The organism is Mycolicibacterium gilvum, assembly GCF_900454025.1.
GTDB lineage: Bacteria > Actinomycetota > Actinomycetes > Mycobacteriales > Mycobacteriaceae > Mycobacterium > Mycobacterium gilvum.
Genome location: NZ_UGQM01000001.1, coordinates 2,461,526 through 2,479,275, shown reverse-complemented (window position 1 = coordinate 2,479,275; position 17,750 = coordinate 2,461,526). Strand labels below are relative to the sequence as shown.

Sequence of the window (17,750 nt, the reverse complement as noted above, 5' to 3'; positions counted from 1 at the left end):
CGCCCGAGTTCCCCCGCTCGGGCGGTTTCTCTTTGCGGTCGTCATGTCAGGCCGCACCGCCGAACGGCTTCATAGCGGCGTCGATCTCGTTGAGGTCTACGCGGACAAGGCGATTGCCGCTGCGGTAACCCGTCAGTCGACCGTCGGCGATCATCTGCCGGATAGTGCGGTCGGTGACGCCGAGGTAGTCGGCCGCTTCGCCCAGTTTGGCGTAGCGGCGACGGCGGATGTTATTCGACGAATTTCCAGGCATGCGGAAACCTCCAGAGGTTTCCGAGGTGCCGACTACATTCTCGGGTTAGGCATTCCATGCCGGGCGTCGATGAGACTCACTATAACCGTATGTTCGCGCCGCGACATTCCATGACACTCCGGGCGCACTGCGTGTCACGCGACCCGCATCCCTATGGAACGAGGATTCTTAGCGGCCGCCCGGGCTGCGCTGCGTCCAACACGAATCGCCCCGCAGGAACCGCTTCTCGGACGTGGTCGCAGGTAAGGGTTAACCCAATGAACACGTCGGGTGGGCCACCGGCGGCGAACTCTATTAGTTCGTCGACCGAGCCCGCACGTTCACGCCATCGGCGGTATCCATCCGACGTGCGCTTGCGACGCGCTGATTCGGCAGTCTCGAGTGCGGTGATCTCGGGCGACAAGCGATAGGGCGGCTGGTAGTAGTACCGCCCAGTGGGAGCCTGCCAAATGTGCAGAAGTAAACATCGCTCGTGACAACGGTATTCAGCAAGCAGGACGCTACGACGGTCCTTTGCCGTCATAGCACGGTACGCGGCAACAGCGTCCATCACGCTCCCCCGTTCTCGGCGATCTTCGACAGCAGTGCGGCAATCTGTTTGTCGCGCCCACCGGCAATGTGCTGGTACTTCAATGCGGCCTGGGGGGTTGAATGTCCGAGCCTGCCCATGAGTTCGGCGAGGGTCGCGCCGGTCGCCGCAGCGAGCACCGCACCCGAGTGCCGGAGGTCGTGCACGCGGAGATCGTCACGACCGGCCTTCGATCTGGCGGTGTAGAACATGCGGTACAGCGCCGACGGCGCGAGGTGACGCTCAGGATCTCCCACCGAAGGAAACAAGAGCGAGTTCTTCCCAGGTCTGACGTAATGGTCGAGGTGGTCCTCGATGGCCGGAACGAGGTGCGGCGGAATGCTGATGTCGCGGATACCGGCGTCTGATTTCGGCGTCGTCACCTTGAAGTCGTCACCCGCACGCACCACGGCACGGCGCACGCGCACCACCTCGTCGGCCAGGTCGACATCCTTGCGGCGCAGTTCGGTGAGTTCCCCGAAGCGCATCGCCAGCCAGGCGGCCATGAGAACGAACGCCTGATAGGCCGCCGGCATGGCGTGGGTGATGGTTTCCAGTTCGCCGAGCGTGGCGGGTCGGATCTTGTGAACACGGCGGGCCGTCGAGGCACCAGAGATCCGGCACGGATTGGAGTCGACGAGATCGTCGGCCATCGCGGTCTGCATGATCGCCCGCAGCAGCGAGTAGGCATGTGCGCGCATGGTGGGCGTGCCGACGGCGGTCGTGGCGTACCAGCGGCGCACGGCGTCGGGAGCGATGTCGCGCAGCTCGACGTCAGCGAAGTTCGGCAGGATGTGATTGTCGAGCAGTTTGCGGTAGTGCTCGCGGGTGCGGTCCTTGATGCCCCGCTGCTTCAGCCACCCTTCGGCGTACTCGCCGAACAGCGCTGAGGGCCGTTCTTCCTGCCCGCTATCCGGCGACCAGAGTTCGCGGTCGATCTCGCGCCGGCGGTCGGTCAGCCACGCTTCGGCGTCGACCTTCGCGTCGAACGTCTTGGGTGCGATGTAGACGTTGGCGTCGGGTCCGGTGTAGCTGGCCTGCCACCGGCCGGACTTGAACTGCCGAATGCGACCGAACTTGCGGCGGTCCCGCTTTTTCGCCTGCGTCACTGTGGCCTCCCGTCCGCGCAATAAACGCGCAATAAGAGACTAGCCCAGGTTCCTCTTGCTTCCGCTTGGCTCCAGCGTTACTGTCGTGCGTGTCGCCTGTTCAGAGGCTTTCTGCACAGGTCAGACGGTTCCACACCGGCCGCCTAATGAAACTGGTTCAATCCCAGTATCGCGCACCAGCGTTTTACCAGGTCAGGCCCGGCAATTCCGGGCCTTTCGTGTTTCTGTGCCCAATGCGGGCGGCTCTCCGATGGTTGGTGCATCCCCTACGGCACCGCAATGACCCGAAGGCGCGCCGGCAGGCGTCACGCTCGGGCAATCCGGGTCCGTTGAACCGAGAACGAACGTGAACTAGGCAGACCGCATAACGGCGGCAAGGTCGCGTGGCACCGGCATCGGTGTGGTCAGCCCCGCGGCGACACGTCCCGTATTTCCCTCGGGATACCGGCCCGTCAGCGAGCCGGGAGCGGCTACCAAGATTCGGATGACTTGGCCGAAAGCTTCGCGCCGATCATGTTGTGTGAGCGCGAGTCTGAGCATGGCGATGTGGTTGCGGGTGTGCAGCCACGCGAAGGGCTGAGAGACGATATGCGCCCGCTCAAGGTGGTGCCAGCGCTGGTCGGCCGAGGCGGTCGCGCGGGCGGCCTGCATTTCGGTGTCGTAGACGGCCCGCGCCTGAGCGCTGATACGGGTCATTGAATCCGGTCCCCTCGGTTGTGTGCGTCAACAGCAGTGCTCGCCGCGCCATGCCTGGCGGCCTTCCTTGACCGCAACACCGGCGATGACGAGCGCAACGATCGGATCGGCCCATGACCACCCGAACAGAGCGTTGAGTAGGAGGCCGACGAGCAGGACGCCCGACAGATAGGTGCAGAGCAGAGTCTGCTTCGAGTCCGCTACAGCGCTTGCGGAACCCAATTCTCGGCCGGCTCGGCGCTGCGCGTAGGACAGGAACGGCATGACGGCGAGCGACACCGCCGCGAGCACGATGCCGGCGGGCGATGGCGCCGCTTCCGCCGCGCCGAAGAGTGCTCGTGCCGACTCGACGGTGACGTAGGTGGCAAGCGCGAAGAACGAGACGGCGATGATCCGCAACGCTGTGCGCTCGCGTTCCTCAGGGTCTCGGCCTGCGAACTGCCAGGCGACGGCGGTGGCTGAGGCGACTTCGATGAGCGAGTCGAGCCCGAACCCGATGAGGGCCGCAGACGACGCGATCGTGCCTGCGCTGATCGCCACTACGGCTTCGATCAGGTTGTAGGTGATGGTCGCCAGGACGAACAGCCTTACCCGACGGGTGAGCACCGCTCGACGCGCGGGAGAGACCGTGGCCGCGGTCGCAGTGCAACCGGCGTCGGTGCAGCCCGCCGAACTGGCGATCAGCGGTTTCAGCTCCTCCGCGGCGGGGTCGGTCATCGGAGTCGTCCTCAGCAGCAATCATCGGCGGGCGAAGCGGGGCAGGCGCTCGGATCCGTCACCAGGACGAGTTCGAGCAGGGCGCCGAGCGCGTGCGCAAGACGAACGTCCGCCAATTCGTATCGCATGCGCCGGCCCTCGGGTGCAGCCACGACCAACCCGCAGCCACGCAGACACGCCAGGTGGTTCGAGACGTTCTGCCGAGTCGCGCCCAGGACATCGGCGAGTTCAGCGGGGTAGCCCGGCCCCTCGCGCAACGCCAGGAGCAACCTCGCCCGGACCGGATCGGATAAGGCATGCCCGAACCGGGCTAGGGCATCGCCGTGGAAAACCGTCCGCACGGCGCCATAGTACAGCGATCAATGTATAGACGGAACTCTTCGCGGAGTCGCCGGAACCGTTGCACGACGTCGTAACGTCGGTTCGCGACTCTGGCGAGCCCGGTACCTCACGGTTTCAGAAATGCGACTGACCTACGTCAAACCCAGGACCTCGCACCAGATTTCCTCGCATCAGGCCCGGTTTCGACCGAGCCTGAGTCGTTTCCGGGCCGACCTTCACCGACGCCCGTTTCGAACATATGATCGAGCAATGGCGATGCAGCAGATCGGGCACGGCGGTCAACCGCTGCGCCCGGTCTTCCGCCGGGTCCATCCACCGCACCGGGTGCTGATCGATCTCGTCGCCCTCTTCCCCCGCGAGGCCCACTGCGACGGCAGGTACCACCCCAAAGGTCTTCAGATGGATTCGATCGTCGAGGGCCGGCTGACGTGCTGGGGCCTGAGCGAGCAGGGCCGGTGGTGGGGACTCGTGACGTATCCGATCACCCACGGCGGCCAGAAAGACTCCGTCACCCACTGGGTCCCGGCGTCGGTCCTGCGGCTCAAGTGACGGCGACCCGGAATTTTTCGTAGCGCAGACCTATGTAGCTATTAGGCCCCTCTCAGGTTGGGGCCATAGCTTCAGAGTTGTTCGACTGAGAAACGAACTGCGAAACCCGATACCCTCGGCCCGCCACCAACCCCCCGGGTGGCGGGCCGAGATCGTTTCAGGCCTCTTCCCCCGCGGGAAAGCTTCCAGCGCCCCATCGCACCGACTAATGTCGCAAGACGCCGGTACGGCCGTCGACGACGTAGGGGTGGAACATGATCCGCAAGATGCTCGTGGCCAGCGCGCTCGGCGCCGCCCTCTGTTGCGCACCCGTCGCGTCCGCGCAGCCCGGCCCGATCTACTGGGACGATCCCGTCCGCTACTCCACCGATGTGCCGGGCATGAACTACGACGCCCACCTGACCGGCCCCTGCACGAACATGGACCGCTTCACGTTCGGTCGCGGACCCGGTGGCGAAGCGCTGCAATGCCGATGGATCCCGAATCAGTGGCCGCCCATCTACACGGGCTTCTGGCAGACCAGCTACGAATTGTTCGGCGTCCAGGACATCGGCGCACCGTGCCCCAAACCGCAATCCGCCGCGCAGGCTCCCGACGGACGGCCCCTGGTGTGCCTCGGGGCTCAGGGATGGCAGGCCGGGAAATACAACGGGGTGGGCTTCACCCCGATGTAACCCCTCGCCGGCCTGACGCCCTACGAACTGCGTAGCGTGCGGCTCGGTTCGGTGCCGAACACCTGCTTGTAGGCGCTGCTGAATCTGCCCGGGTGGCTGAACCCGCATCGTCCCGCGATCGAGGTCACCGTGTCGAAGGACGGGTCGGCGGACATCAGCTCTCGATGCGCCCGTTCGAGCCTGATACGTCGCAAGTACTCCAGCGGCGTAGTGTCCAGGTGCTCGCGAAACGCGTACTGGATCGCCCGGGGAGTGACATCGGCCGCCGACGCGATGTCGCGGATCGTGATGTCGTACTGGGCGTTCTCGTGCATGAAGTCCAACGCCCGACGCAGCATCCTCGGTTGGATCGTGGTCTTGTCGTTAGCCCGCATCATGCGTTCGAGTTCCCGGTGCGACGGCGGAACGAAACAGGAGCGTGAGCTATGCCACTGCATGACACGATGGCGCCATGACCGATCGCATCGAAGTGTCCCGCATCATCGCCGCACCGCCCGCCGACATATTCGGGGTGCTGTGCGACCCCCAGGGCCACGTCGCCATCGACGCCACCGGCATGCTCCAGGACGCCGACGGCTCGCCCGCCCGCGCCGTCGGGGACTCCTTCGTCGTCCACATGGACCGCGCGGCGCTCAATGATTTCCCCGAACTCGGCCGCTACGACGTCACCGTCGCCATCACGCAGTACGAACAGGACGCGCTGATCGCCTGGACCATCCTGGGGCAGCTCAAGCCGCAGATCGGTCACGTCTACGGCTACCGCTTGGAGCCCGCCGACACCGGCACCCTCGTCACCTCGTTCTACGACTGGTCCGACATCCACCAGCACTGGCGCGACATGGGGATCTTCCCCGTGATCTCCGAGCTCGCCCTACGAGGAACGTTGGGGATCCTCGACCGCACAGTCCGGCGCGGCTACCCGCGCAGCTAGCGTCAACTACTGGTTGACGCTTTGGTGGCGTCAACCTACAGTTGACGCATGAGTGATGCCGCCAAGATCAGCCGCCCCGTCCGTCTCGACGACCTCATCGAGGTCATCACCCGCGTCCACGACGAACCGCTCGACCAGTTGACCGACGCCGTTCTGGCCGCCGAAGCTCTCGACGACGTCGCCGACCACCTGATCGGGCACTTCGTCGATCAGGCCCGCCGCTCCGGGGCGTCGTGGACCGAGATCGGTAAATGCATGGGCGTCACCAAGCAGGCGGCCCAGAAACGCTTCGTGCCGAAGACGCCGACCGACACGGCCGCCCTCGACCCCGACGCCGGCTTCAGCCGGTTCACCGAACGGGCCCGCGCCGCGGTGGTCCACGCGCAGAACGAGGCCCACGCCGCGGGCAACGGCGAGATCGCGCCCGCGCACCTGGTCCTGGGACTCTTCTCGGATCCGAGCGGTCTCGCCGCCCAGCTGGTGGCGGCTCAGGGCATCGCCCTCGACGGCATCCGGGACCGCATCGTGCTGCCCGCGCGGTCGGAGGACGTGCCCGCCCTCGTACCGTTCGACGGACGCGCGAAGAAGGCCCTGGAGCTGACGTTCCGGCACGCACTTCGCCTGGGCCACAACTACATCGGCACCGAGCATCTGCTGCTCGCCCTCTATGAGGAAGAGGATGCCGACGGCGTACTGCACGGGCTCGGCATCGACGCAGAGCGCTTCGAGCGCGACCTGCGACAAGCTCTCGACGGGTTGCCCGGGACGTGATCTCACATCCCGGTGTCCCCCGGCGTCTTCATGATGTGAAGGTGCGACCGTTCGAAGAAATCGTGGCGTGTCACGGTGCGACCGTGCTCCGGGTGTGCCGCGCCGTCGTGGGACCGGTGGATGCCGAGGACGCGTGGTCCGAGACGTTCCTGTCGGCGTTGCGTGCATACCCCGAGCTTCCCGAGGACGCCAATGTCGAGGCATGGCTGGTGACCATCGCCCACCGGCGTGCCCTCGACCTCGGCCGAGCCCGCTCGCGGCGGGCGGTCCCCACCGACTCGGTCCCCGAACGCTGCGATGCGCGTGCAGACCCCGCCGCCCGCGACCCCGACCTGTGGGCGGCGCTCGCTCGGCTTCCCGACAAACAGCGCCACGCCGTGGCCTACCACCACATCGCCGGACTGCCCTTCACCGAGATCGCCGTCATCCTGGGCAACTCCCCCGAGGCCGCGCGGCGTGCCGCGGCCGACGGGATCAAGGCCCTCCGCTCGTACTACCGTGAGGACGAATCAGCATGATAGACATCGCTTTTGACGTTCCGGGCTTCGACATTCCCACCTCCGACGAGGACGACACGTTGCGGAGGCTGCACGACCGTCTCGCCGAGGCGGCCGAACCGGCCGGAGTGCTCGACGTGGCCTACCGGACGATCGACTCCCCCGTCGGCACCCTTCTGCTGGCGGCGACCCCCGCGGGCCTGGTCCGGGTGGCCTTCGACGTCGAGGGGCACGAGGTCGTGCTGGCCCGTCTCGCCGAGTCCGTGAGCCCGCGCATCCTGCGGGCCCCCGACCGACTCGACGACGTCGCCCGCCAACTGGACGAGTACTTCGCGAAGCGCCGCACCACGTTCGACGTCGCCGTGGATCTGACTCTGGCGCGCGGGTTCCGACGCAACGTCGTCGAACACCTGCGCCACATCGGCTACGGGCGGCGGGCAAGTTATGCCGACGTCGCGGCCGCGGTCGGAAGCCCGCGCGCCGTCCGCGCGGTGGGCTCGGCGTGCGCCCACAACCCGTTGCCGGTGGTCATTCCGTGCCACCGTGTCGTGCGATCCGACGGGACGAGCGGCCAGTACATCGGCGGGCCGGAGGCCAAGACCGCGCTGCTGCAATTGGAATCGAGCAGCGGATGAAGCACCAAGACCATCCAGTCGACGGAAGGGGTGTGCGATCATGCCAAGCATGCGTCGCTGGCTCGTTCTCCTGACCGCCACCCTGGCAACACTGGCGGGGGTGATGGCGTCACCGGCTTCGGCGGCCGGCATCCCTATCGGGCGGCTCGGCGACGTGTTGCGGGTCGAATTCAAGGGGCTCGTTGCCGACGTGTCGGTCAACAACATCGTGCCCACGCCCCCTCCGCCCGGATTCGGCTATCCCCCGCGCGCCCCGCGCAATCAGGTGTTCCGCGCCGACGTGACGATCACGCCCGTGCAGTTGCCCACGCCGTACGCCATGGGGATCACCTTCGCGTTCCGCGGGGTCACCCCGACCGGAGACGCCTACGAGCCCCGCAACAGCGACGCTCCCGACGCGCTGCAGAACATGATGGCGAGCGCCCGGGTCGGCCAGACCATGACCGGTGGTGTGTGGTGGGACTGCTACCGCGACCTCGTCTCGAACGTCGTGCTGCTCGACAAGCTCACCGGACTGCGACTGGCCCAGTGGAACGTCGGCTGACGGTCCAGCCCGCCACCGAAGACCAGCTCGCCGAACTCGCCGACGTCGCCGCCCGCACCTTCCCGCTTGCCTGCCCGCCGTCGGTCAGCCCTGACGACGTCGCCGCGTTCATCGCCGAGAACCTGACCCGCGAACGCTTCGCCGATTACCTCGCCGATCCGCGGCGCGGCGTGCTCGTCGCCGTGGCGGATGGCCGAATCATGGGGTACGCCATGACGATTGACGGTGTCTCCGACGATCCGGACGTGTCGTCGGCGGTGACTGTCAGACCGGCCGTCGAGCTGTCGAAGCTGTACGTGGTGCCCGAAAGTCACGGCGCCGGCGTGTCGTCGGCACTGATGGACGCCGTCGTCGAGCGCGCCCGGACCCGGGAGGCCGCGTCGGTGTGGCTCGGCGTCAACCAGCGCAACGAGCGGGCCCAGCGGTTCTACGCCAAGCACGGCTTCGCCGTCGCCGGCACCAAGACATTCCGCCTCGGCGGCCACTGGGAACAGGACTATGTGATGGTGCGGCCGGCCTGACCCGCCGCCGTCAGCGCCAGTAGACGCGACGTTGCCCGCAGGTACTTCTTGCGGAACCCGCCGGCAAGCATCTCCTCGCTGAAGATGGTGTCGAGCTTGGTGCCCGACGCCACCACGGGAATGCCCGCGTCGTAGAGCCGGTCGGTCAGCGAGACCAACCGCAACGCCACGTTCTGATCGTCAATCGGATGCACGCCGGTGACGAACACCTGCGAAACCCCTTCGATCAGCGTCAGATACCGCGACGGGTGCATCGTGGCCAGGTGCGCGCACAACGCATCGAAATCATCCAGCGTGGCCCCGTCCGCCTCGGCCGCCCACCGGGCCACCTCGTCGTCGGTCGGCGGCTCCGGCGCGGGCGGCAGGTCACGATGCCGGTAGTCAGGTCCCTCGATCCGCACGGTCGTGAACATCGATGCGAGCGTGTTGATCTCACGCAGGAAATCCTGGGCGGCGAAGCGGCCCTCACCGAGTTGCTCGGGCAGCGTATTCGACGTCGCCGCCACCGACACCCCGCGCTCGACCAGCGCCGACAACAGGCGCGAGATCAGCGTCGTGTTCCCCGGATCGTCGAGCTCGAACTCGTCGATGCACACCAGCGCGTAATCCGACAGCAGCTCGATGCACTCCATGAACCCGAACACCCCGGCGAGCTGGGTCAACTCGCCGAACGTCGCGAACGCCTGCCGGTAATCCGAACGCCCCGCCACCTCGTAGTACGACGACGCCAGCAGATGGGTCTTGCCGACGCCGAAGCCGCCGTCGAGGTACACCCCGACGCCGGGCAGCACCTCGCGCTTGCCGAACAACTTCTTCTTGCCCGCCCGGCGCTCTACCGCCTGCTCGGCGAACTTCCGGCAGGTCTGCACCGCCGCGGCCTGCGACGGTTCCGACGGGTCGGGCCGGTAGGTGTCGAAGCTGACGTCGGCGAACGTGGGCGGCGGGATCAGCTGAGCGACCAGCCGCTCCGGTGTGACGCTGGGATGCCGATCGACCAGATGCTCGACATCGCTGGACCCGTGCATGCAGGCACCTTAACGGCGTGTTCTGATTTCTCGTATGTCCGGTAGCGGTGACGGGACGCACTTCACACTCTTGGGCCGAACGGATGCCGTCGGCGTACCGGACCTCGCCGCGCACTACCCCTATCCCGACGGGCTGGACTCCTGCTGGGTGCGCGCCAACATGATCACCTCCGTCGACGGCGGCGCGACCAGCGCCGGCAAGTCCGGCGGCCTCGGCGGCGACGGGGACCGCGCGCTGTTCTCCGCACTGCGTGAACTCGCCGACGTGATCGTCGTCGGCGCGCAGACCGTGCGGTCCGAGGACTACTCCGGGGTGCGGCTCAGCGCCTCCGCCCGCCTGGCCCGGCAGCAACGCGGACAGTCCGAGGTGCCGCCCATCGCGGTGCTCACCCGATCCGGCCGGCTGGACCGGGACGCGAAACTGTTCACCCGCACCGACGTGCCCCCGCTGATCCTGACCTCGACGCGCGCACTGGACGACACCCGGCGGCTGCTGGGGTCGGTCGCCGAGGTCCTCGACGCGTCCGGGGCGCAGCCGGACTCCGTCGACCCGGCCCAAGCGCTCACGCTGCTCGCCGAGCGGGGGTTGCGGCGCGTGCTCACCGAAGGCGGACCGGGAATCCTCGGCATGTTCACCGACGACGACCTCGTCGACGAACTCTGTGTGACCGTCGCGCCGCTGCTGCTGGGCGGCGGCCCCGGACGCATCGTGACCGGCGACGGCGAGGTGCGCAGCGGCATGGTCCTGGGCCACGCGCTGACCGACGGCGACGGCTATCTGTACCTGCGCTACCTCCGCGACCGCTGATCACCGGTCAGTACTGTGGTGCCCATGCGTCGAGTGGTCCGGGCTGTCGTGCTGTCGCTGGCCGTGGTGCTGCCGTTGTCGGCGTGCTCCCCGGGCCTGGCCGCCAACCCGCGCTACGCCACCGACTCCGGCGCCGGCCCGCAGGGCGCTCCCGAGACCAGCGACCAACCCGCCGGCCCGCCCGCCGTCGAAGCCCCGAAGAACGAACTGTCCTGGCGGGACTGCACCTCGCGGGTGTTCGCGTCCGCGTCGGTGCCCCCGCTGCCCGGCGTCAAGCTCGACTGCGCCAGCTACGACGCCGACCTCGACTCCATCAACGGCGCGTCCGGCACCGTCAGCATCGGGGTGGTCCGGGCGACGTCCCAGCAGACTCCCGCCGACGCCGGTCCCCTGGTGATGACCACCGGCTCGGACGTGCCGTCCTCGGTGCAGCTGCCCGCCTGGCTGTCCCGCGCCGGCGCCGACGTGCTCAAGACGAACCCCATCGTGTCGGTCGACCGCCGCGGCATCGGGATGTCGGGCGCGCTGGACTGCCGCGACCTGTTCGACCGTCAGGAGATGTTCGAGCAGGCGCAGTTCCAGTCCGGTGACGACCCCGTCGCCAACCTCGGTGCCGTCACGATGACCGCGACGACCAGCTGCACCGACACCATCGCCCCCGGCGACTCGGCCTACGACAACGCCCACGCCGCCGAGGACATCGAGCGTCTGCGCACCACGTGGGACGTCCCGGCGCTCGCGTTGTTCGGTGTCGGCAACGGCGCCCAGGTCGCGCTCGCCTACGCCGGCGCGCACCCCACCAAGGTCGCGCGCCTGGTGCTCGACTCGCCGCTACCGCTGGGCGTTTCGGCCGAGGCGGCGACCGAGCAACGCGTCAAAGGTGAGCAGGCCGCGCTCGACGCGTGGGCCACGCAGTGCGTCGCGACGAACTGCCCGCTCGGCCCCGACCCCAAAGCCGCCGTCGACGCGCTGATGACCGATGCCCGCGCCGGGCGGGGCCCCGGCGGGACCTCCGTCGCCGCCCTCGCCGACGCGATCTCGACCGCGCTGGGCTACCCGCGCGGCGGCCGCGTCGATGCCGGCAACGAGCTCGCCCAGGCCATCGCCGACGCGCGCGGCGGCAACACCAACCGGCTCAACAACCTGATCAACCAGGCCGAGACGCTGCGCCAGACCGACGGGCAGTTCGTCAACACCTGCAGCGACGCGCTGAACCGGCCCACGCCCGATCGTGTCCGTGAACTCGTCGTGGCCTGGGGAAAGATGTACCCGCAGTTCGGGACAACCGGCGCCCTCGACATGGTGAAGTGCCTGAACTGGCCCAGCGGCAGCGCCCCCGCCGAGCCCAGCGAGCTGGAGATTCCGACGTTGCTGCTCGGCGTCGCCAACGATCCGATCGTCGGCAACGAGGGTGTCGCCGCGGTCGCGGCGACCGCCATCAACGCCGGCTCCTCCAATCGCCGGGTGATCTGGCAGGGCATCGGACACGGCGCCGCGATCTACTCGCCGTGCGCGCTGCCACCGGTCCTCGACTACCTGACGTCCGGTGAACTGCCGTCCACCGACACGTACTGCCCGGCCTGACGGTTCCCGGCGAACACTGCGGTACCGTGCGGGGCGTGCGTGATCTTGTGCTGACCGCGTTCCGCCCCCGCACGGCCCCTCCGACGACGGCCACGGTGCTGCGGTCGATCCTGTGGCCGCTGGCCATCATGGCGGTCATCCACCGCAGCTACGTGCTCGTGTTCAACCGCTACATCACCGACGACTTCGCGCCCGTCTACCGCGCGGTGATCAACTTCAAATTCGGCTGGGACATCTACAACGAGCACTTCGACCACGTCGACCCGCACTATCTGTATCCGCCCGGCGGAACGCTGATCATCGCCCCGTTCGGCTATCTGCCCGAGGTCGCGTCGCGTAACTGGTTCATCTTCTTCAACACCGTCGCGATCATCCTCGCCGGCTACTTCCTGCTGCGGCTGTTCAACTACACGCTGTCCTCGGTCGCCGCACCGGCGCTGCTGCTGGCGATGTTCTGCACCGAAAGCGTCACCAACACACTGGTGTTCGGCAACATCAACGGCGTCCTGCTGCTGCTGGAGGTGCTGTTCTTCCGGTGGCTGCTCGACGGCAACCGCAACCACGAGTGGCTGGCCGGAATCAGCATCGGGCTCACCCTGGTGGTCAAACCACTGCTGGCTCCGTTGCTTCTCCTCCCGCTGCTCAACCGGCAGTGGCGGGCACTGGTGGCCGCGTTCGTGGTGCCGCTCGTGTTCAACGCCGCCGCCTGGCCGCTGATCAGCGACCCGATGAACTTCGTCACCCGCACGGTGCCCTACATCCTGTCCACCCGCGACTACTTCAACAGCTCGATCCTGGGCAACGGTCTGTACTACGGACTGCCGATGTGGCTGATCATGACGCTGCGCGTGACGATCATCGTGCTGGGCGCGATATCGCTGTGGCTGCTCTACAGCCACTACCGCACCCGCGATCCGTTCTTCTGGATGCTGACGTCCTCGGGTGTGCTGCTCACGACATCGTGGCTGGCGCTGTCACTGGGCCAGGGCTACTACTCGATCGCGCTGTTCCCGTTCCTGATGACGGTGGTGCTCCCCAACTCGGTGATCCGCAGCTGGGTCGCCTGGCTGGCCGCCTACGGCTTCCTGACGATGGACCGGTGGCTGCTGTGGCAGCTGCCGAGCACCGGCCGCGCCTTCGAATACCTCAAGATCACCTACGGCTGGTCGCTGATGATGGTGGTCGTGTTCGCGGTGCTGCTGTTCCGCTATCTCGATGCCCGGCAGGACAATCGCCTCGACGAGGGCATCGACCCGGTGTGGATGAAGCAGCTCACGCCGGCAGCCAAGCCGTCCGAGTAGCCTGGCAGTCATGACTGCCCCGAAGCTGGTGCTCAGCGACGACCAGTGGCGCGAACGCCTCACCCCGCAGGAGTTCGCCGTGCTGCGTCAAGCCGGCACCGAACGTCCCTTCACCGGCGAGTACACCGACACCAAGACCGAGGGTGTGTACCAGTGCCGCGCCTGCGGCGCCGAACTGTTCCGCAGCACCGAGAAGTTCGAATCCCATTGCGGGTGGCCGTCTTTCTTCGATCCGGCGGACTCCGACGCGGTGATCCTGCGGACCGACGACTCCCTGGGCATGCGACGGGTCGAGGTGCTGTGCGCGAACTGCCACAGCCACCTGGGCCACGTGTTCGAGGGCGAGGGATACCCCACCCCGACCGACCAGCGCTACTGCATCAACTCGATCTCACTGCGGCTGGTGCCGTCGGGGTCCTAGCGCTGCGACGAGCTACGGCAGCGCCGAGATCAGCTTCTCCACCGACACGCGCGGCCCGGTGAAGAACGGGGTCTCCTCGCGCACGTGCCGGCGCGCGTCGGTGGCCCGCAGGTCACGCATCAGGTCGACGATGCGGTGCAGTTCCGGCGCCTCGAACGCCAGCAGCCACTCGTAGTCGCCCAGCGCGAACGCCGGCACGGTGTTCGCCCGGACGTCCTTGTAACCGCGGGCGGCCATCCCGTGCTCGGAGAGCATGCGACGGCGCTCCTCGTCGGGCAGCAGGTACCACTCCAGCGACCGCACGAACGGGTACACGCAGATGTAGGCGCCGGGCTCCTCCCCCGCGAGGAACGCCGGGATGTGGCTCTTGTTGAACTCGGCGGGGCGGTGCAGCGCGACGTTGCTCCACACGGGCGTCGAGGCGCGGCCCAGCGTGGTGGTGCGGCGGAAATCGGCATAGGTGGCCTGCAGCGCCTCCACGTTCTCGGCGTGCGTCCACATCATGAAGTCGGCGTCGGCGCGCATCCCGGCGACGTCGTAGAGCCCGCGCACCACGACACCGTTGTCCTCCTGATGCTTGAGGAACGTCGCGGTCTCGTCGACGAGTGCCGCGCGGGCGTCGTCGTCGCCCAGCACACCGGGCTTCACGGAGAACACCGAGAACATCAGGTAGCGGATCGTGGAGTTCAGTTCGTCGAAATCGAGCTTGGCCATGCGGTCATTGTCCCACTGACGAACCGGCGACCAACGACGCCACCGCCCTGGCCGCCGACGCCACGCACGCGGGCACACCGATGCCGTCGAGGTAGGCACCGGCGACGGCCAGCCCCCGCGGCAGACCGGCACGCAGGTCCGCGACGCGGTCGGCGTGGCCCGGCCCGTACTGCGGCATCGCGTCGATCCACCGGACCACCCGGGCGTCGACCGGTTCCACCGCGATGCCGAACAACGTGGCCAGGTCCTCGTCGGCCCAGGCCAGCAGCTCGTCGTCGCCCGTGCTGCGCGCCAGATCGTCGCCGAAGCGCCCGTAGGACAGTCGCAGCATCTCGGCGCTGCCGCGCCGGCCCCACTTGCGCGACGACAGCGTCACCGCCTTGGTGTGCAGGGGTCCACGGCCGGCCACCAGGACGCCGGACTGCTCGGGCAGCGGCGTCCCGCCGGGCAGCGCCAGCGCGACGACCGCAGCGGAGGCCACCGGGATCCGGCGGGCGATGTCCGCGCTGTGCGGAGCCAGGTCGGCCAGCAGCGCGGGCAGTCGCGGCGCCGGCACCGCGAGCACGACGGCGTCGGCGGGCCAGTGGCCGCCCTCGTCGTCGACGACCTCCCAGCCGGCGCGCACGGGGTGCACGCCGCGGGCCGCGACCTGCGCCCACTGCAGACCCGAGCGGCGCACCAGTTCGTCGAGCAGAACCTGATAGCCGCCGTCGATCGCGCCGAACACCGACCCCGCGCGCGGCGGCGGCAGCGCCGCGACGACGGCCTCGGTGAGGCTGCGGGCGCCGTTGTCGAGGGCCGCGGCGACGGTGGGCGCGGCGGCCCGCATGCCGATGGTCGCGGCCGACCCGGCGTAGACCCCGGCCAGCAGCGGATCGACCGACCGCACCACGACCTGCTCGTCGAACCTTTCACCGACCAGCTCGGCCACCGTCGGGTCGGCGCCCGACCGCCACACCAGCGGACGCCGCGGTTCGTCGAGCATCCACCGCACGGTCGCGTCGTCGACGAGGCCGCTCAGCGCCGACGGCCGCGACGGGATGCCGTTGACGGTGTCGGTGGGAAGTTGGTGCAGGCGTCCCTCGCTGTAGATCAGCGGCCGCGCGCCGGTGGTGGTGATCTGCCTGCCGGACAGCCCCAGTTCACCCAGCAGCGCCGGCACCTCCGGCCGGCGTGCCACGAACGCCTCCGCCCCGACGTCGATGGCCTGCCCGCCGATGCGTTCGGTCCGCAGGATCCCGCCGAGGCGGTCGGCGGGATCGAGCACCGTGATCACCGCGTCCGGCCCGGCGGCCACCCGCAGCCGGTAGGCGGCGACGAGGCCCGAGATGCCTCCGCCGACAACGCAGTACCGCGCCGCAACGCTCACAGCTGATGCACCAGCGCCACCGCGTCGGTGATGATCGCCGGGTCGGTGGCGGGCAGCACGCCATGGCCGAGGTTGAACACGTGCCCGGTGGCACCGGCATCGACTGCGCGCCGGCCGTCCTCCACGACGGCGCGCACGGCACGCTCCACCACCGGCCAGCCCGCCAGCAGCACCACCGGATCGAGGTTGCCCTGCAACGCGCAGCCGGGCCGGACCCGCGCCGCGGCGTCGGTCAGCGACGTGCGCCAGTCCACCCCGACGACGGCCGGGACGCCGTGCCCGGAGACCGCTTCGCTCATCGCGCCGAGCAGCTCGGCGGTGCCGACCCCGAAGTGCGTCATCGGCACGCCGTAGCCCGCCAGCGCCTCGAACACCCGCGCGCTGTGCGGCAGGACGTAGGCGCGGTAGTCGGCCAGCGACAACGTCCCCGCCCACGAATCGAACACCTGGATCGCGTCCACACCGGCGTCGAGCTGCACGCGCAGGAACTCGATCGTCACGTCGGTCAGCGCCGCCATCAGGGCGTTCCACGTCTCGGTCTCGCCGAGCATCATCGCCTTGGTGCGCTCATGGTTGCGGCTCGGGCCGCCCTCGATGAGATAGGACGCCAGCGTGAACGGCGCGCCCGCGAAGCCGATCAGTGCAACGTCGCCGAGCGCCGCGGTCAGCTGCCCGATCGCGGTGGCCACCGGCGCGACCGTCTCGCGGCGCAGCGGCGAGACGGTGGCGACGTCGGCCGCGGTGCGGATGGGATGGGCGATGACGGGTCCGACGTCGGGAACGATGTCCAGGTCGATCCCGGCGGCGCGCAGCGGCACCACGATGTCGGAGAACAGGATCGCCGCGTCGACACCGTGCCTGCGCACCGGTTGCAGCGTGATCTCGGTGATCAGGTCGGCGTCGAAACAGGCCTGCATCATCGTGTTCTTGGCCCGCAGTTCGCGGTATTCGGGAAGCGACCGCCCGGCCTGGCGCATCATCCACACCGGCACGCGGTGGGGCTTGCGACCGGCCGCGGCGGCCAGATAGGGGGATTCGGGCAGTTCGCGGCGCGTGTTCATCGCCCCCCATGCTGCCATGTCGCTCTCGGCGCGCCTGCCGACAGACCTGCCGGGATGGACTAGCGTCAAACGCCGTGACCACCGCCGAACCGGCTCAGTTCCGTGAAGCGGTGGCGGCGATGAATGCCACCACCGTGCGTCCGGAGATCGAGCTGGGGCCCATCCGGCCGCCGCAGCGCCTGGCGCCCTTCAGCTACGCGCTGGGCGCCGAGGTCAAGCATGCCGAGACCGCGATCATCCCCGAGCGCTCCGAAGGCGACGCGTTCGGTCGCCTCATCCTGTTGCACGACCCCGAGGGCGCCGAAGCCTGGGACGGCACCATGCGTCTGGTCGCCTACATCCAGGCCGACCTCGATTCGACCGAGGCGGTCGATCCGCTGCTGCCCGAGGTGGCGTGGAGCTGGCTGGTCGACGCGCTGGAACAGCGGGCCGAGCATGTGACCGCGCTCGGCGGCACCGTCACCGCCACCACCTCGGTGCGCTACGGCGACATCTCCGGACCGCCGCGCGCCCATCAACTGGAGCTGCGGGCCTCCTGGACGGCCACCACGCTCGAACTCGGACCGCACGTGCAGGCGTTCTGCGAGGTCCTCGAGCACGCCGCCGGGCTGCCCCCGACCGGGGTGACCGACCTGAACTCGCGTACCCGCGCCTGAGGCC

Annotated in this window: 23 protein-coding genes; 13 read left to right on the top strand and 10 right to left on the bottom strand. The window is 68.5% G+C overall.

Annotation, left to right across the window (positions count from 1 at the left end; all coding sequences use genetic code 11):
* Positions 1-46: 46 nt before the first annotated feature.
* From DYE23_RS11805 to DYE23_RS11785, 5 genes are all read right to left on the bottom strand, one after another.
* Complete coding sequence (locus tag DYE23_RS11805; RefSeq protein WP_115327263.1) at positions 47-253, bottom strand: excisionase family DNA-binding protein; 207 nt, start codon at positions 251-253, stop codon at positions 47-49.
* Between the two features lie 549 nt (positions 254-802).
* Positions 803-1,930 carry a tyrosine-type recombinase/integrase gene (locus DYE23_RS11800; RefSeq protein WP_115327262.1) on the bottom strand — a complete coding sequence of 376 codons (1,128 nt, stop codon included), beginning with the start codon at positions 1,928-1,930 and terminating at the stop codon, positions 803-805.
* A gap of 351 nt (positions 1,931-2,281) precedes the next feature.
* Positions 2,282-2,626, bottom strand: a complete 345-nt coding sequence (locus DYE23_RS11795) for a DUF3703 domain-containing protein (RefSeq protein WP_011894751.1) — start codon at positions 2,624-2,626, stop codon at positions 2,282-2,284.
* A 27-nt stretch (positions 2,627-2,653) separates the two neighbouring features.
* Positions 2,654-3,343 (bottom strand): cation efflux transmembrane domain-containing protein, encoded by a 690-nt coding sequence (locus tag DYE23_RS11790; protein ID WP_011894752.1) that lies wholly within the window; start codon positions 3,341-3,343, stop codon positions 2,654-2,656.
* Positions 3,344-3,354: 11 nt separating this feature from the next.
* Positions 3,355-3,684 (bottom strand): ArsR/SmtB family transcription factor, encoded by a 330-nt coding sequence (locus DYE23_RS11785; RefSeq protein ID WP_011894753.1) that lies wholly within the window; start codon positions 3,682-3,684, stop codon positions 3,355-3,357.
* 256 nt (positions 3,685-3,940) lie between these two features.
* Here DYE23_RS11785 and DYE23_RS11780 point away from each other — a divergent pair, with 256 nt between their 5' ends.
* Positions 3,941-4,234, top strand: coding sequence for a hypothetical protein (locus DYE23_RS11780; protein ID WP_049777447.1), 294 nt, complete (start codon positions 3,941-3,943; stop codon positions 4,232-4,234).
* Positions 4,235-4,488: 254 nt separating this feature from the next.
* Positions 4,489-4,908, top strand: coding sequence for a hypothetical protein (locus tag DYE23_RS11775; RefSeq protein WP_011894755.1), 420 nt, complete (start codon positions 4,489-4,491; stop codon positions 4,906-4,908).
* 20 nt (positions 4,909-4,928) lie between these two features.
* Here DYE23_RS11775 and DYE23_RS11770 read toward each other — a convergent pair whose 3' ends face one another.
* Positions 4,929-5,285, bottom strand: a complete 357-nt coding sequence (locus tag DYE23_RS11770; RefSeq protein ID WP_011894756.1) for a helix-turn-helix domain-containing protein — start codon at positions 5,283-5,285, stop codon at positions 4,929-4,931.
* A 74-nt stretch (positions 5,286-5,359) separates the two neighbouring features.
* Here DYE23_RS11770 and DYE23_RS11765 point away from each other — a divergent pair, with 74 nt between their 5' ends.
* From DYE23_RS11765 to DYE23_RS11740, 6 genes are read left to right on the top strand one after another with little or no spacing between them, the layout of a single operon-like run.
* Positions 5,360-5,839 (top strand): SRPBCC family protein, encoded by a 480-nt coding sequence (locus DYE23_RS11765; RefSeq protein WP_013471973.1) that lies wholly within the window; start codon positions 5,360-5,362, stop codon positions 5,837-5,839.
* A gap of 48 nt (positions 5,840-5,887) precedes the next feature.
* Positions 5,888-6,610, top strand: a complete 723-nt coding sequence (locus tag DYE23_RS11760; RefSeq protein WP_013471974.1) for a Clp protease N-terminal domain-containing protein — start codon at positions 5,888-5,890, stop codon at positions 6,608-6,610.
* A 35-nt stretch (positions 6,611-6,645) separates the two neighbouring features.
* On the top strand, positions 6,646-7,128 hold the full coding sequence (locus DYE23_RS11755) for an RNA polymerase sigma factor (protein WP_013471975.1): 483 nt from the start codon (positions 6,646-6,648) through the stop codon (positions 7,126-7,128).
* Complete coding sequence (locus DYE23_RS11750) at positions 7,125-7,742, top strand: methylated-DNA--[protein]-cysteine S-methyltransferase (protein WP_011894760.1); 618 nt, start codon at positions 7,125-7,127, stop codon at positions 7,740-7,742. The genes DYE23_RS11755 and DYE23_RS11750 overlap by 4 nt, the downstream gene beginning before the upstream one ends.
* A gap of 49 nt (positions 7,743-7,791) precedes the next feature.
* Entirely contained in the window at positions 7,792-8,286 is a 495-nt protein-coding gene (locus tag DYE23_RS11745; RefSeq protein WP_172527906.1) for a hypothetical protein, read from the top strand.
* Positions 8,271-8,807, top strand: a complete 537-nt coding sequence (locus DYE23_RS11740) for a GNAT family N-acetyltransferase (RefSeq protein ID WP_099961327.1) — start codon at positions 8,271-8,273, stop codon at positions 8,805-8,807. The genes DYE23_RS11745 and DYE23_RS11740 overlap by 16 nt, the downstream gene beginning before the upstream one ends.
* Here DYE23_RS11740 and zapE read toward each other — a convergent pair.
* Entirely contained in the window at positions 8,783-9,832 is a 1,050-nt protein-coding gene (zapE, locus tag DYE23_RS11735) for a cell division protein ZapE (protein ID WP_011894763.1), read from the bottom strand. The two genes, DYE23_RS11740 and zapE, sit on opposite strands and share 25 nt — an antisense overlap.
* Before the next feature lie 34 nt (positions 9,833-9,866).
* Here zapE and DYE23_RS11730 point away from each other — a divergent pair, with 34 nt between their 5' ends.
* From DYE23_RS11730 to msrB, 4 genes are read left to right on the top strand one after another with little or no spacing between them, the layout of a single operon-like run.
* The gene (locus tag DYE23_RS11730; protein ID WP_011894764.1) at positions 9,867-10,640 is read left to right on the top strand and encodes a pyrimidine reductase family protein; all 774 of its coding nucleotides are present in this window, start codon (positions 9,867-9,869) and stop codon (positions 10,638-10,640) included.
* Positions 10,641-10,664: 24 nt separating this feature from the next.
* Complete coding sequence (locus DYE23_RS11725) at positions 10,665-12,224, top strand: alpha/beta fold hydrolase (RefSeq protein WP_115327261.1); 1,560 nt, start codon at positions 10,665-10,667, stop codon at positions 12,222-12,224.
* Positions 12,225-12,259: 35 nt separating this feature from the next.
* A complete protein-coding gene (gene aftC / locus DYE23_RS11720) occupies positions 12,260-13,525 on the top strand; it encodes an arabinofuranan 3-O-arabinosyltransferase (protein WP_172527757.1) in 1,266 nt (421 codons plus the stop codon).
* A 10-nt stretch (positions 13,526-13,535) separates the two neighbouring features.
* Positions 13,536-13,946, top strand: coding sequence for a peptide-methionine (R)-S-oxide reductase MsrB (gene msrB, locus DYE23_RS11715; protein ID WP_013471979.1), 411 nt, complete (start codon positions 13,536-13,538; stop codon positions 13,944-13,946).
* Positions 13,947-13,958: 12 nt separating this feature from the next.
* Here msrB and hemQ read toward each other — a convergent pair whose 3' ends face one another.
* The 3 genes from hemQ to hemE are packed head-to-tail and all read right to left on the bottom strand — an operon-like array spanning position 13,959 to position 17,090.
* Positions 13,959-14,660 (bottom strand): hydrogen peroxide-dependent heme synthase, encoded by a 702-nt coding sequence (hemQ, locus tag DYE23_RS11710; protein WP_011894768.1) that lies wholly within the window; start codon positions 14,658-14,660, stop codon positions 13,959-13,961.
* A 4-nt stretch (positions 14,661-14,664) separates the two neighbouring features.
* Positions 14,665-16,029: a protoporphyrinogen oxidase gene (locus tag DYE23_RS11705; protein WP_115327260.1), complete on the bottom strand. Its 1,365-nt coding sequence runs from the start codon at positions 16,027-16,029 to the stop codon at positions 14,665-14,667.
* Positions 16,026-17,090, bottom strand: coding sequence for a uroporphyrinogen decarboxylase (hemE, locus tag DYE23_RS11700; RefSeq protein ID WP_011894770.1), 1,065 nt, complete (start codon positions 17,088-17,090; stop codon positions 16,026-16,028). Before hemE ends, DYE23_RS11705 begins: the two co-directional genes overlap by 4 nt.
* A 74-nt stretch (positions 17,091-17,164) precedes the next feature.
* On the opposite strand from hemE, the gene DYE23_RS11695 reads away from it, so the two are divergent.
* Entirely contained in the window at positions 17,165-17,746 is a 582-nt protein-coding gene (locus DYE23_RS11695; RefSeq protein WP_011894771.1) for a DUF3000 domain-containing protein, read from the top strand.
* Positions 17,747-17,750 lie beyond the last annotated feature (4 nt).

What these genes read in the sequence shown, in the direction of transcription:
- DYE23_RS11805 (WP_115327263.1), bottom strand. Translation starts at nt 253, where the DNA reads ATGCCTGGAAATTCGTCGAATAACATCCGCCGTCGCCGCTACGCCAAA.
- DYE23_RS11795 (WP_011894751.1), bottom strand. Translation starts at nt 2,626, where the DNA reads ATGACCCGTATCAGCGCTCAGGCGCGGGCCGTCTACGACACCGAAATG.
- DYE23_RS11790 (WP_011894752.1), bottom strand. Translation starts at nt 3,343, where the DNA reads ATGACCGACCCCGCCGCGGAGGAGCTGAAACCGCTGATCGCCAGTTCG.
- DYE23_RS11780 (WP_049777447.1), top strand. Translation starts at nt 3,941, where the DNA reads ATGCAGCAGATCGGGCACGGCGGTCAACCGCTGCGCCCGGTCTTCCGC.
- DYE23_RS11775 (WP_011894755.1), top strand. Translation starts at nt 4,489, where the DNA reads ATGATCCGCAAGATGCTCGTGGCCAGCGCGCTCGGCGCCGCCCTCTGT.
- DYE23_RS11770 (WP_011894756.1), bottom strand. Translation starts at nt 5,285, where the DNA reads ATGATGCGGGCTAACGACAAGACCACGATCCAACCGAGGATGCTGCGT.
- DYE23_RS11765 (WP_013471973.1), top strand. Translation starts at nt 5,360, where the DNA reads ATGACCGATCGCATCGAAGTGTCCCGCATCATCGCCGCACCGCCCGCC.
- DYE23_RS11760 (WP_013471974.1), top strand. Translation starts at nt 5,888, where the DNA reads ATGAGTGATGCCGCCAAGATCAGCCGCCCCGTCCGTCTCGACGACCTC.
- DYE23_RS11750 (WP_011894760.1), top strand. Translation starts at nt 7,125, where the DNA reads ATGATAGACATCGCTTTTGACGTTCCGGGCTTCGACATTCCCACCTCC.
- DYE23_RS11745 (WP_172527906.1), top strand. Translation starts at nt 7,792, where the DNA reads ATGCGTCGCTGGCTCGTTCTCCTGACCGCCACCCTGGCAACACTGGCG.
- zapE (WP_011894763.1), bottom strand. Translation starts at nt 9,832, where the DNA reads ATGCACGGGTCCAGCGATGTCGAGCATCTGGTCGATCGGCATCCCAGC.
- DYE23_RS11730 (WP_011894764.1), top strand. Translation starts at nt 9,867, where the DNA reads ATGTCCGGTAGCGGTGACGGGACGCACTTCACACTCTTGGGCCGAACG.
- DYE23_RS11725 (WP_115327261.1), top strand. Translation starts at nt 10,665, where the DNA reads ATGCGTCGAGTGGTCCGGGCTGTCGTGCTGTCGCTGGCCGTGGTGCTG.
- msrB (WP_013471979.1), top strand. Translation starts at nt 13,536, where the DNA reads ATGACTGCCCCGAAGCTGGTGCTCAGCGACGACCAGTGGCGCGAACGC.
- hemQ (WP_011894768.1), bottom strand. Translation starts at nt 14,660, where the DNA reads ATGGCCAAGCTCGATTTCGACGAACTGAACTCCACGATCCGCTACCTG.
- hemE (WP_011894770.1), bottom strand. Translation starts at nt 17,090, where the DNA reads ATGAACACGCGCCGCGAACTGCCCGAATCCCCCTATCTGGCCGCCGCG.